General features: G+C 64.9%; 14 protein-coding genes. 6 read left to right on the top strand and 8 right to left on the bottom strand.

The features are described 5' to 3' along the window. The first annotated feature begins 5 nt into the window (after positions 1-5). The gene (locus SBA_RS07415; RefSeq protein ID WP_261936398.1) at positions 6-545 is read left to right on the top strand and encodes a GNAT family N-acetyltransferase; all 540 of its coding nucleotides are present in this window, start codon (positions 6-8) and stop codon (positions 543-545) included. On the opposite strand, the gene SBA_RS07420 is transcribed toward SBA_RS07415, so the two are convergent. Together SBA_RS07420 and SBA_RS07425 are read right to left on the bottom strand one after the other, a co-directional pair. Beyond that, complete coding sequence (locus SBA_RS07420; protein ID WP_261936696.1) at positions 517-1,773, bottom strand: MFS transporter; 1,257 nt, start codon at positions 1,771-1,773, stop codon at positions 517-519. The genes SBA_RS07415 and SBA_RS07420 overlap by 29 nt on opposite strands. Before the next feature lie 128 nt (positions 1,774-1,901). After that, entirely contained in the window at positions 1,902-2,699 is a 798-nt protein-coding gene (locus tag SBA_RS07425; RefSeq protein WP_261936399.1) for a TrmH family RNA methyltransferase, read from the bottom strand. A gap of 130 nt (positions 2,700-2,829) precedes the next feature. On the opposite strand from SBA_RS07425, the gene SBA_RS07430 reads away from it, so the two are divergent. Then, positions 2,830-3,951, top strand: a complete 1,122-nt coding sequence (locus SBA_RS07430; RefSeq protein ID WP_224547253.1) for an AI-2E family transporter — start codon at positions 2,830-2,832, stop codon at positions 3,949-3,951. Between the two features lie 418 nt (positions 3,952-4,369). Then, a complete protein-coding gene (locus SBA_RS25270; RefSeq protein WP_224547420.1) occupies positions 4,370-4,771 on the top strand; it encodes an OmpA family protein in 402 nt (133 codons plus the stop codon). Between the two features lie 56 nt (positions 4,772-4,827). On the opposite strand, the gene SBA_RS07435 is transcribed toward SBA_RS25270, so the two are convergent. The 6 genes from SBA_RS07435 to SBA_RS07460 all read right to left on the bottom strand — a co-directional run bounded on the left by SBA_RS07435 (position 4,828) and on the right by SBA_RS07460 (position 9,241). Beyond that, on the bottom strand, positions 4,828-5,100 hold the full coding sequence (locus SBA_RS07435) for an HPr family phosphocarrier protein (RefSeq protein WP_224547251.1): 273 nt from the start codon (positions 5,098-5,100) through the stop codon (positions 4,828-4,830). Beyond that, positions 5,097-5,501, bottom strand: a complete 405-nt coding sequence (locus SBA_RS07440; RefSeq protein WP_037477253.1) for a PTS sugar transporter subunit IIA — start codon at positions 5,499-5,501, stop codon at positions 5,097-5,099. The genes SBA_RS07435 and SBA_RS07440 overlap by 4 nt, the downstream gene beginning before the upstream one ends. 22 nt (positions 5,502-5,523) lie before the next feature. Beyond that, positions 5,524-6,456: an RNase adapter RapZ gene (rapZ, locus tag SBA_RS07445; RefSeq protein WP_224547249.1), complete on the bottom strand. Its 933-nt coding sequence runs from the start codon at positions 6,454-6,456 to the stop codon at positions 5,524-5,526. Beyond that, positions 6,453-6,902, bottom strand: a complete 450-nt coding sequence (locus SBA_RS07450; RefSeq protein ID WP_224547247.1) for an HPr kinase/phosphorylase — start codon at positions 6,900-6,902, stop codon at positions 6,453-6,455. The genes rapZ and SBA_RS07450 overlap by 4 nt, the downstream gene beginning before the upstream one ends. Before the next feature lie 64 nt (positions 6,903-6,966). Continuing rightward, the gene (locus SBA_RS07455; RefSeq protein ID WP_224547245.1) at positions 6,967-8,568 is read right to left on the bottom strand and encodes a sensor histidine kinase; all 1,602 of its coding nucleotides are present in this window, start codon (positions 8,566-8,568) and stop codon (positions 6,967-6,969) included. Beyond that, on the bottom strand, positions 8,537-9,241 hold the full coding sequence (locus tag SBA_RS07460; RefSeq protein WP_224547243.1) for a response regulator transcription factor: 705 nt from the start codon (positions 9,239-9,241) through the stop codon (positions 8,537-8,539). Before SBA_RS07460 ends, SBA_RS07455 begins: the two co-directional genes overlap by 32 nt. A gap of 277 nt (positions 9,242-9,518) precedes the next feature. On the opposite strand from SBA_RS07460, the gene SBA_RS07465 reads away from it, so the two are divergent. The 3 genes from SBA_RS07465 (at position 9,519) to SBA_RS07475 (ending at position 12,550) form a co-directional block, all read left to right on the top strand. After that, a complete protein-coding gene (locus tag SBA_RS07465; protein ID WP_261936400.1) occupies positions 9,519-11,120 on the top strand; it encodes a phosphoenolpyruvate carboxykinase in 1,602 nt (533 codons plus the stop codon). A gap of 118 nt (positions 11,121-11,238) precedes the next feature. Beyond that, the gene (locus tag SBA_RS07470) at positions 11,239-11,550 is read left to right on the top strand and encodes a hypothetical protein (protein ID WP_261936401.1); all 312 of its coding nucleotides are present in this window, start codon (positions 11,239-11,241) and stop codon (positions 11,548-11,550) included. Between the two features lie 181 nt (positions 11,551-11,731). Beyond that, positions 11,732-12,550: a ferredoxin--NADP reductase gene (locus SBA_RS07475; RefSeq protein ID WP_224547239.1), complete on the top strand. Its 819-nt coding sequence runs from the start codon at positions 11,732-11,734 to the stop codon at positions 12,548-12,550. Positions 12,551-12,554 lie beyond the last annotated feature (4 nt).

Genomic DNA, 12,554 nt, shown 5'->3' on the forward strand with positions numbered 1-12,554 from the left:
GGGCCATGACCATATTGACCCACCGCCTGGCCACCATCGCCGACGAAGCCGCCTTGTCCGCCCTGATGACATTGGCGATCGAGCGGCTGCAATCGGCGTATCTGACGCCCGATCAGGTGGCGGCCAGCCATGCCTTCATGGGGCTGGACAGCCGGCTGATCGCCGACGGCACCTATTTCGTCATCGAGGATGCGGGGGTGATAGCGGGTTGCGGCGGGTGGAGCCGGCGGGCGACATCCTATGGCGGCAGCCATAGCGCCGGGCGCGACGACCGGCTGCTCGATCCGGCGACCGAGGCGGCGCGGGTGCGGGCGATGTACACCCATCCCGATCATGTCCGCAAAGGCGTGGGTACGCTGATCCTGTCGCTGTGCGAGGCGGCGGCGCGGGCGGAGGGCTTCGGGTCGCTCGAACTGTCGGGGACCATGGCCGGCGTGTCGCTCTATCGCAGCTTCGGGTTCGAGGGAGTGCGGGCGTTTGAGGACAGTGGCGTGCCGATGCTGCTGATGCGCAAGGTCATTGGACCGGCGCCGCGCGGCTGGTGAACCAGAGGCCGCCCAGGCTGATGAGCGCGGCCGCCGACATGTAAAGCCCGACCAGGCCGACGCCCTGCGCGCCGATCAGCCAGGTCGCGACGATCGGCGCCAGCGCACCGCCGATGATGCCGCCCAGGTTGAAGGCGAAGGACGCGCCGGTATAGCGTAGCTGGATCGGGAAGAGGGCAGGCAGATAGGCGCCCAGCGGGCCGTAGATGAAGCCCATGACGAACAAGGCCAGGCTGAGCGCCGCGAAGATCGGCAGCAGCGCGCCGGTGCCGATCAGCGGGCCGAAGACGAGGCCCATCGCCACCGTACCGGCGCAGCCCCAGGCGAGGGCATTGGTGGGCGTGGTCCGATCCGACCACCAGCCGGCGATGACGATGCTGAGCGCCATGAACAGGATCGCGCCGAGCTGGATGGCGAGGAAGATTTCGCGGTCGATCCTGAGCGCGGTGGTGCCGTAGCCGAGCGCGAAGGCGGTCGCGATATAGTAGACGGCGAAACAGGCCGCGCAGGCGAAGGTGCCGGCGATCGCCGCGCCGAGATGTGAGGAAAGCAGGGTCGCCAGCGGCACGGCGGGCGGCGGCGTCTCCTTTTGCGCGGCGGCGAATTCCGGGGTTTCGGTGAGTTTGAGGCGAACCCAGAGGCCCAGGATCACCAGTACTGCGCTGCCGAGGAAGGGCAGGCGCCAGCCCCAGGCGAAGAAGTCTTCGTCGGTCAGGAAGGCGCCCAGGATCAGGAACAGGCCGTTGGCGGCGATGAAGCCGACCGGGGCGCCCAGTTGCGGGAACATGCCGAAGCGCGCGCGCCAGCCCGGCGGGGCGTTCTCCACCGCCAGCAGCGCCGCGCCGCCCCATTCGCCGCCGAGGCCAAAGCCCTGGCCGAAGCGCAACAGACACAGGATCAGCGGCGCCCAGTAACCGATCATCTGATAGGTGGGCAGGAAGCCGATCAGCAGCGTGCAGCCGCCCATCAGCATCAGCGAGGCGACCAATGTCGCCTTGCGCCCGATCCGGTCGCCATAATGGCCGAACACCGCCGCGCCCACCGGCCGGGCGAAGAAGGCGAGGGCGAGGCTGCCATAGGAGGCCATCAACTGCGCCGAGGGTGAGGAGGAGGGGAAGAAGAGCGAAGGGAAGATCAGGCTGGCGGCCGTGGCGTAGATGTAGAAATCGTAGAATTCGACTGCCGTGCCGATCAGGCTGGCCGCCAGCACGCGCTTGTGCCGCCACATTTCGCCGATGCCATTCGTCTGTGTCACGCCTTTACCCCCTATTCGTCATGCCAGCGGCGGCTGGCATCTCTCTTCTTCCGTCGCTCAAGAGAAAAGCGGGATCCCAGCCTGCGCCGGGATGACGGTGATTATGATCTGCGTTTCTGGTTCAACAATTCATAGGCCATGACCGCCGTCGCCACCGCCGCGTTCAGGCTGTCCGCCTTGCCCAGCATCGGCATCTTCACCAGCAGGTCGCATTCGGCCTCGTAGGCTTCGGGCAGACCCTGCGCTTCGTTGCCGACCAGCAGGAAGCTGGGGCTGGCGTAGCGCGGTTGCTGATAGTCGTGGGTCGCCTTCAGGCTGGTGCCGATCAGTTCGCCCGGTCCCTGCCGCAGCCAGTGCATGAATTCGCCCCAGCGCGCCTGGGTGATCGACTGGGTGAAGAGCGCCCCCATGGAGGCGCGCACCGCTTCGACCGAGAAGGGATCGACGCAGTCGTCGATGAGGATCAGGCCGCCCGCGCCGACCGCGTCGCCCGTGCGCAATATGGTGCCGAGATTGCCGGGATCGCGCAGCGACTGGGCGACGATCCAGATATCCGCCTTGGTACGGTCCAGCCTGTCGAGCGGGGTAAGCCGGTCGCGATAGACGCCGACAACCGCCTGTGCATTGTCCTTGCCGCTGATCTTGGACAGGATGTCGGGCGTGGTTTCGATGACGTCACCGCCGGTCGCCTCCATCGCGTCGATCAGGTCCAGCGCCAGGGGATGGGTGGAGCCGGCGTGGAACAGCATTTCGGGCAGCACGCCTTCCTCGCGCGCTTCGGTCAGGATGCGCAGCCCTTCGGCCAGGAACAGTCCCTCCGCCTTGCGATGCTTTTTTTCCCGCAAGCTGCGGACGCGCTTCACCAGCGGGTTGGAAAATCCGGTGATCTCGCGTGCCACGTCTGTCGCTGGTCCCAAATGAGCGGAAGGAAGCGGCTTCCTTAGCCATGGAAAGGTGAAAAGGACAGGGGGAAGCCGATGCGCATCTTCCACGATGGATTTGAATCGCGAATTTTGCGAAGGGTCGCCGATGGACGCCAAAACACCCCCGCCACCCGTCACGCCCGCCCCGGTGCCGCCGCTGCATGTCTCGCCCCGCATCGAGGACGGATTTTTCCTGGGTGTCGTGCTGGTCGTGTCCATCGCGTTCGCGCTGGTGATCGAGCCTTTCTTCGCCGCCGTGCTGTGGGGCGTGATCGCCGCGATCCTGTTCGCGCCGCTCAACCGGCAGATATTGTCGGCCATTCCCACGCATCGCAATGGCGCGGCGCTCATCACCCTGTTCCTGATCCTGGGGGTGGTGATCGTCCCCGCCTTCGTGCTGGGCGCGGCGCTGTTGCAGGAAGGCGCCTATTTCTATGCCAAGATCCAGTCGGGCGAGATTAATTTCGTGCGGCTGTTCGGGCAGGTGTTGGCGGCGGTGCCCGATTGGGCGACGCCCTATCTGCGGCGGCTGGGCCTGACCAATTTCTATGCGGCGCAGGATATGGTGACCAAGGGCGTCACCAGCAGTTTCCGCACGCTGGCGGCGCAGGCGTTCCAGATCGGGCAGAGCGCGTTCAGCTTCTTCGTGGCGCTGGGCGTCATGTTGTACCTGACCTATTTCCTGTTGCGCGACGGGGAAATGCTGTCGCAGCGCATCGCGGCGGCCGCGCCGCTGCGGGCCAGCCAGCGGCAGGCGCTGATCGAACAGTTCGTGATCGTCATCCGCGCCACGATCAAGGGCAGCATCGTCGTCGCCATCGTGCAGGGCTTGATCGGGGGCATCGTCTTCTGGGCCTTGGGCATACAGGGCGCGCTGCTGTGGGGGGTGTTGATGGGCGCTTTCTCCCTGCTGCCCGCGGTCGGCACCGCCATCGTCTGGGTGCCGGTGGCGATCTACCTGTTCGCGACCGGGGCGATGTGGCAGGGGGGCGTGCTGGTGGTGTGCGGCGCATTGGTCATCGGGTCGGTCGACAATGTGCTGCGCCCGATCCTGGTGGGGCGCGAGACGCGGATTCCCGACTATGTCGTACTGATATCGACGCTCGGTGGGCTGGAGATGTTCGGCTTCAACGGCATCGTCATCGGCCCGGTGATCGCGGCCCTGTTCATCGCGACCTGGGATATCTTCACGCGGATGCGGAGCGCGGCGGAGGCGGTGGAGGGATAGCGATGGCGCCCCTCGCCGAAGTTCACACCGTTGTCGGGTGAATCGGGCAATAGTGCCGGTAAAGCCACGGGGAAGTAAGGCTGGGGCCATGGCGACGCCATGGTTGCGTAACGGGTGGGTCACGGCGACGCGCCAGTGACGCGGCGCGTGCGCGACAGGTGCGCGGTGGCGGCGGTTGGGCAGGGGGCGTGGCGGGACTGGTTCATCTTTCAGGATAGACCAGAGAAAATCCTACATTGGAAGGGGTTTGGGGAAGGGGTTTGGGGAAGGGGTTTGGCCGGGGGCGCTTCGGCGTCACGGTTGCACGCTCGCTGCGCATGCCGCCCACCCCTAACCCCTTCCTTGAAAGGGACGGGGATGTCTTGGAGCGACCAGAAGCGGAAGTTGACGTCTGGCTCAGACAACATAAGATTTTATGATGATTAGACAGATTCTGTTCGTCGCGACAGTCGCCATATTTTCGCCCGCGCCAGCCTCGGCTTTGACATGCGCGCCGGGGCCATGGATCGTGTTTTTCGATGAAAATGCAGCATATGCCGATAGAAACGCACGGGATGTGCTTAACGATGTAAGCCGAGCAATTGGCAGTTGTGGCTCGCCTCGGGTAATGCTGGAGGGGCACACAGATACTCAAGAAAATAGACGATTAGCGTTTGACCGGTTGGACATGGTTCGCTCCTATCTTGAAGCGCATGGAATGCCGCATCGATCAATTACTGTTCGATCTTTCGGTTCTCGTCATCCGCGCATCGCTCGGAAAGATGATATGACTGAACGACAAAATCGTCGCGTTGAAATATATTTTGCGCCCCTGATGTAAAGCTCGACCCAAAATGCGGTAGGCCCGTTTTCCACCCATGACGAACAACCGCAGCCTCACTCCTCGCCGAACTTGTCCTCGACCAGGCCGACCAGCTTGCCCAGCGAATCGGCGGCTTCGGGACCGGTGGCCTTGATTATGATGCTGTCTCCCATGGCGGCGCCCAGCATCATCAGGCCCATGATCGACGTGCCGGTGACATGGTTGCCGTCCTTGCTCACCAGGATGTCGGCAGGCAGGCCGCTGGCCAGGGTCACGAATTTGGCGCTGGCGCGGGCGTGGAGGCCGCGCTTGTTGCTGATACGGACTTCCTGGCTGATTTCATTCATGTGGTGCTGCCCAACAGTTCCGACGCGACGCTGATATATTTCTGCCCGGCTTCGCGCGCGGCGGCAACAGCGGCGCGCACGTCCATCACCTTGCGCGCACTTTCCAGGCGGATGAGCATGGGCAGGTTGATGCCCGCGATCACCTCGATCTCGCCGGCTTTCAGCAGCGAGATGGCGAGGTTGGAGGGGGTGCCGCCGAACAGGTCGGTCAGCAGGATCACGCCCGATCCGTCATTGACGCGGGCGACCGCCGTCGCGATGTCCGCGCGGCGCAGTTCCATGTCGTCTTCCGGCCCGATGCAGATCGTTTCGATCTGCTGCTGGGGGCCGACAACATGTTCCATGGCCACGACAAATTCGGTCGCCAGCGACCCATGGGTGACGAGTACGAGTCCAATCATGTGCTTCTGCGGCCCACCTGCTTCATGATATTGCTTTCGGGCCTCCCGGACGGCGCTTCTCCAGACTATCCTGGGGCGTCGATTCAATATTGCGGTGCAAGACCGTGGGCGAAAAGCCCGCATCTTGCAAGTAGTTCGCGACGCGCTCTGCCACATGGACCGAACGATGCTTGCCCCCGGTACAGCCGAAGGCCACGGTAATATAGGCCTTTCCGCCTTCCGAATAGCGCGGCAGCAGGGTGGCGAGCAGGTCCTCGATCTTGCCGACCGCTTCCTCATAGGCGGGATCTTCGCGGATATAGGCGGCGACCTCCGGGTCCAGCCCGGTCCGTGGGCGCAGGCTGGCGTCCCAGTGCGGATTGCGCAGGAAGCGCATGTCGAACATCAGGTCGGCATTGCGGGGCACGCCGCGCGAAAAGCCGAAGGAGAGGATGGTCAGCACCGGGTCGGACAGGCGTTCGCGGGAAAAACGGCTGCGAATTTCCTGTTGCAGGGAATTGCTGGTGAAGCCGGTGGTGTCGATGACCTGGGTCGCCCAGCGGCGCAGCGGTTCGGTCAGTTCGCGTTCGCGGGCGATGCCGTCGGCGGCCGGGCGGTCGAGCGCGAGCGGGTGGCGGCGGCGCGTCTCGGCGAAGCGGCGTTCCAGTTCTGTGCCGGAGCAATCGAGGAACAGGGTTTCGATGTCATGGCCATGGCGTTCGCGCATCGCCTTGATCCGCTGGACGATGGCGTTGGCGTCGAAATCGCGGGTGCGCGCGTCGATGCCCAGCGCCAGCGGCCGCTCGTCCGCACCGGCATGGCCCGCGGGCAGGGGCGTGTCGAGCAGCCGGTCGAGCAGGACGAGGGGTAGGTTGTCCACTACCTCCCAGCCCATATCCTCCAGCGTCTTGAGCGCGGTGGTCTTGCCCGCGCCCGACAGGCCGGACAGCAGGAGGATGGTCTTGGGCTGGGTCATGGCGCCGCCGCATCCTTCAGCCCCAGCGCCTTGAACGCCAGTTCGACCTTGATCGGGGCGGAGGCTTCGAACGGGGCGATCTTCACCACCGGCACATCGATACCCGCGACGGTGCGATGGACCGGTTCCAGCGGCATCCGGTCGACCGGGTCGAACAGGTCGGCGATCAGGGCGACCGGCGCGTCGGACAGCGCGGCCATCGCGACGATGCCGATGCCGCGTACCTCCATCTTGCCCCGGATCGTGTCCGGCGCGGTGGCGATGAGGCGCCCGTCGACGCGTTTCACCAGCGTATAATCGTCGCTGACCAGCACGGCGCCACGGTCGATCAGGCGCAGGGCCAGGTCGGACTTGCCGCTGCCGCTTGGCCCGCGCAGCAATATGACGCGGCCATCAATGGCCACGCTCGTTGCGTGGAGCGTTTCTGATGAAAGTGCGCGCGCCATATCCCCGACCTCCTTCTAGCCTGAGTCGGCGATGATGGGAATGCCGTTGCCGCCGCCTTTCGTCCTATTCCGAAACGATGCCGGGATCGCGCTCCACCGCCATCGGCAGGCGCAGGATGAAGCGGGCGCCGCTCTGGGCATCCTCGCGGTCGCCGATGCCGATCTTGCCCTGATGCCCTTCGATGATCGAGCGGGCGATGGCGAGGCCCAGGCCCGAATGCTTGCCGAACGCTTCCCCTTCCGGCCGGACGCTGTGGAAGCGCCGGAAAATATGTTCGCGCTCGGACGGCGGGACGCCCGGCCCTTCATCCTCGACGCTGACCAGCACTTCATGATCGGCGACGGTGGCGATGATCTGGACCAGGCCGTCGTCGGGGGAGAAGGACACGGCATTGTCAATCAGATTGTCGAGCACGCGGATCAGCCGGCCTTCCTCGCCTAGCACCACGGCGACATCCTTGCGCGGGCGGGCAAAGGCGAGGCGGATGCCGCGCGGCACGCCGCGCGCTTCGCGGGCGATCACCATGCGTTCGATAAGCAGGCCAAGGTCGATCGGCTCGAAGCGGGTGCGCGACAATTCGGCATCGACGCGCGAGGCTTCGGCGATGTCGGTGACGAGGCGATCGAGCCGGCGGACATCATCCTGCGCGATTTCCATCAACTGGTCGCGCAGGTCGGGCCGGTCCGCCCCGACCCGGTCGAGCGCGTCGAGGGCGGAGCGCAGCGAGGCGATCGGGTTCTTGAGTTCATGACTGACATCGGCGGCGAAGGCGTCGGTCGCGTCGATCCGCTGGCGCAGCGCATGGCTCATGTCGGACAGGGCGCGGGCGAGCATCCCGATCTCGTCGCGCCGTTCGGGCAGGCGCGGCACGGTCACTTCGCGCGCCCGGCCGAGGCGGACACGGACGGCGGCGCGGGCGAGGCGCTGGAGCGGGCGGACGATGGTGCGCGCCAGGAACAGCGAGAGCAGCACCGAGGCGAGCGCCGCGACGGCCAGCACCATGCCCAGGCGCAGCCGTTCGGCGCGCACGATGCGGGTGATGTCGCGGGCGTTTTCGGTCGCCAGCAGCGCCGTGCCGTCGCGCACCTGCGTCGCGGCCGAAATCATGAAGGTGCGGTCGGGGGCGTAGCGGTTCATCGCCTGCGGCTGGCCGGTCTTGCGGGCCAGCAGCAGTTCGGGCCAGGCCTCGGCGCGGTCGACCGTGGGCTCGATGAAATCGGGCGGGCGGTCGGCCGACACGATCCGGTCCACCGCCTTGTCGAGGAAACGGGCGACATGGCGCTGCCATTCCTCTTCGGACGGCAGGCGCAGGCGGTAGCGCGGCGCATCCATGGTGAAGCTGTCGGCAATCAGGCCACCGCCGGCCGCATAGCGGCGCACCCGGTCGCCGGTCTGGCGCGAATAGGCGGCGATCAGCGCATCATGCCGATCGGCAGGGGCGTTTTCGAGGCCGATAGCGAGCAGCTTCAATTCGCGCGCGGATTGTTCCAGCCGGGCATCGACGATGCGCGTGCGATAGCTGTCGAGATAGAAGAAGCCCCCCGCCAGCAGCGCCAGCGCGAAGACGTTGACGGCCAGGATGCGCGGGGTGAGGCTGATCCGGCCGGACCAGCGCAACCCGGCATCGCTGCCGTCACTCCTCCGAGAAACGATATCCGGCGCCATAGAGGGTGTCGATTGCATTGAAGTCGGAGTCCACCTCGCGGAATTTGCGCCGCAGCCGCTTGATATGGCTGTCGATCGTGCGGTCGTCGACATAGACGTCGTCCTGATAGGCGGCGTCCATCAACTGGTTGCGGTTCTTGACCACGCCGGGGCGCTGCGCAAGGGTTTCCAGAATAAGGAATTCGGTGACGGTCAGCGTGACGTCCTGGCCGTTCCACTTCACCCGATGGCGCGCCGGGTCCATTTCCAGCCGGCCGCGTATGATCGGGTCGGCGACCGGCTCGTCCGGTGCGTCGGGCGTCTTGCTGACTTCGGCGCGGCGCAGGATGGCGCGGATGCGCGCCAGCAGCAGCCGCTGGGAAAAGGGCTTGGCGATATAATCGTCCGCGCCCATGGCGAGGCCCAGCGCTTCGTCCAGCTCATCCGCCTTGGACGTCAGAAAGATGACCGGCATCTGGCTCTTTTCGCGCAGGCGGCGGAGCAGCTCCAGCCCGTCCATGCGCGGCATCTTGATGTCGAAGACGGCGAGGTCGGCCGGGTTGTCCAGCAGCGCCTTGAGCGCGCTTTCGGGATCGGAATAGATGCGCGTGAGAAAGCCTTCGGTCTGCAGCGCGATCGACACCGATGTCAGGATATTCTTGTCGTCATCCACCAGGGCGATGGTTGCGGTCATGCGGTGTCCCATGGTCGTGGAAGGGGGATATGGGCCAGCGTTAGACCAAGGCGTTGCGCGTCGCAAGAAAGGCGCGCAGGATGGTCCTGCGCCACAAGCGTCGATATTCGGGACAAATGGCTGCGCGCGGGGATTTGACGCTTTCCCCGCAAAGCCCTATGCCTTTGATTGTCAGCAGCAAGGGACGCCGTGCCATACAAGCGGCGCCCAAGGGGCGGATCGGTCGCAAGCATGACGAATGACGCGACGCGAGCACAACATATTCAGGAGCAAAGGCGTGCAGGCCAAATCCTCAATCACCCTGGCCGACCAGGGCATCAAGACCAACGCCACCCAATATTGGAATCTGGGCACTGCGCCGCTGGTCGAAGCAGCGGTCCGCAACGGCGAGGGCATATTGTCCAAGGACGGCCCGCTGGTCGTCAAGACCGGCAAGCATACCGGCCGCAGCGCCAAGGACAAGTTCATCGTCCGGGACGCCGAAACCGAATCGACCGTCTGGTGGGGCGACACCAATCGCGGCATGACGCCCGACCATTTCGCGGCGCTGAAGGCGGATTTCTTGCATGCGCTGGGCGAGAAGGACACGCTCTATGTCGCCGACCTGTTCGGCGGATCGCAGCCCGAACATCGCGTCAATGTGCGCGTCATCAACGAGCGGGCCTGGCACAACCTGTTCATCCGCACGCTGCTGGTGCGGCCCACCGCCGATGAACTGACGGGCTTCGCGCCCGAATATACGATCATCGACCTGCCGACCTTCAAGGCTGATCCGGCGCGTCATGGCTGCCGCAGCGAAACCGTGGTCGCGGTCAATTTCACCGAGAAGCTGATCCTGATCGGCGGCACCGCCTATGCCGGCGAGATGAAGAAGTCGGTCTTCGGCATCCTCAACTATCTGCTGCCGACCAAGGGCGTGATGCCGATGCATTGTTCCGCCAACATCGGCGCGAACGGCGACACGGCGGTCTTCTTCGGCCTGTCCGGCACCGGCAAGACGACGCTGTCGGCCGACGCCAGCCGCACGCTGATCGGCGATGACGAGCATGGCTGGTCGGACACGGCGGTCTTCAATTTCGAGGGCGGCTGCTATGCCAAGATGATCAACCTGTCGGCCGAGGCCGAGCCGGAAATCTTCGCCACCACCAAGCGCTTCGGCACGGTGCTGGAAAATGTCGTGATCGACGAGGAGACTCGCGAGATCGACCTGGACGACAACAGCCTGGCCGAGAATAGCCGCGGTTCCTACCCGATCGACTTCATCCCGAACACGTCGGAAAAGAATCTGGGTCCGGTGCCCAAGACCATCATCTTCCTGACCGCCGATGCTTATGGCGTGCTGCCGCCGATCGCCCGGCTGACTCCGGAACAGGCGATGTATCACTTCCTGTCCGGCTACACCGCGCGCGTCGCGGGGACAGAAATTGGCGTGACCGAGCCGACCGCGACCTTCTCGACCTGCTTCGGTGCGCCGTTCATGCCGCGTCATCCGTCGGTCTACGGCAATCTGCTGAAAGAGCGGATCAACAAGGGCGGCGTCACCTGCTGGCTGGTCAATACCGGCTGGGCGGGCGGCAAGGCGACGATGCCGGGGATCAAGCGGATGCCGATCAAGGTGACGCGCGCGCTGCTGAACGCGGCGCTGGACGGCAGCCTGAACCAGGCCGAATTCCGCACCGATCCCAATTTCGGCTTCGACGTGCCGGTGGCGGTCAATGGCGTGGAGCCGACCATCCTCGACCCGCGCGCCATGTGGGCGGACAAGGATGGCTATGACGCGACGGCGGCGACGCTGGTCAAGGCGTTCGTGGATAATTTCGCCCAGTTCGTGGACCATGTCGACGATGGCGTGCGCGGTGCGGCGCTGGTCGCCGCCTGATCCGAAGCGACTACGTGCAGAAAGAGAGCCGGAGGGGCGACCCTCCGGCTCTTTTGCTTTTGGGCGGACGTGGGTGGTGCTATGCTGGACCCCAATCTTTTTGCGGGAGTGCAAGGGCATGTTCGAGGATATGATCGGGAAGTTCGGCGGGCTGGAAGCGATCGCGGCGCAGATCGGCGTGACGCCAGAGCAGATGCAGGGCCTGATGAGCGAGATCAGCGCCAAGATCGGATCGGGCGAAACCAGCGTGACGGCGCTCGCGGAAACGGCGGCCGAACATGGCGTGTCGGCGGACAAGTTGCAGGCGTTGCTGGGCGCGTTCGGCGGTCCGGAAGCGATATTGGGCAAGCTGGGCGGCATGTTCGACCGCGACGGCGACGGCAATCCGCTCAACGAACTGGGCGGTATCGCCAAGGGCCTGTTCGGCTGACGTTCGGCTTTGGGGCGCCTGCAAAAGCGCGCCCTTGCCGGTAGCAGGTTTATGGCCCCCAAGTTTTTTTGGCCTTGCCTTCACGCGGCGGAGGGGCCATTCGCGGACCTCGATATTATTGCGAACGATCCGCAAAAAGTGTCGCCCGTTGCGACGCTTTGCGCACTGCGAGGATAAGGTGTTGACCGACGTGACGATCGAAAAGCCGGTACTGGAACCCACCGGCGCGCTTTCCGTGGAAACCGTGCTGTCGGTGAAGCACTGGAACGAGCATCTGTTCAGCTTCCGCATCACCCGTCCGGCCGCCTTCCGCTTCCGGTCGGGCGAGTTCATCATGATCGGGCTGAAGGGCGACAATGGCAAGCCGCTGCTGCGTGCTTATTCGATCGCCAGCCCCGCCTGGGACGAAGAGATCGAATTCCTGTCGATCAAGGTGCAGGACGGTCCGCTGACCAGCAAGCTCCAGAAGATCGAGCCGGGCGACCAGATCTATCTCGGCCGCAAGCCGACGGGCACGCTGGTGACCGACGCGCTGCTGCCGGGCAAGCGTTTGTTCATGCTGTCGACCGGCACGGGCCTGGCCCCGTTCCTGAGCCTGCCGCGCGACCCGGACGTCTATGAGTTTTACGAGCAGGTCGTGGTCGTGCATTCGGTGCGCCGGGTGAGCGACCTGGCCTTCCGCGACGAGATGGAAGGCAAATGGTCGGAAGACCCGCTGGTATCGGAGCAGGCGCCTAACCAGTTCCATTATGTGCCGACCGTGACCCGTGAGCCGTTCGATGGTCACACCGCGCGGATCGACAAGCTGGTCGAGAGCGGCGCGCTGTTCGAGGGGATTCCGGGGGCGGCGAAGTTCGATCCCGAAACCGACCGGATCATGATGTGCGGCAGCATGGAGATGATCAAGCAGTTCGGGGCTTATTTCGAGGAACAGGGCTTCACCGAAGGTTCCAATGCGGCGCCGGGGCAGTTCGTGATCGAGCGGGCGTTCGTCGGGTAAAGCA

Origin of the sequence: Sphingomonas bisphenolicum (assembly GCF_024349785.1) — a bacterium.
GTDB classification, from domain to species: Bacteria; Pseudomonadota; Alphaproteobacteria; order Sphingomonadales; family Sphingomonadaceae; genus Sphingobium; species Sphingobium bisphenolicum.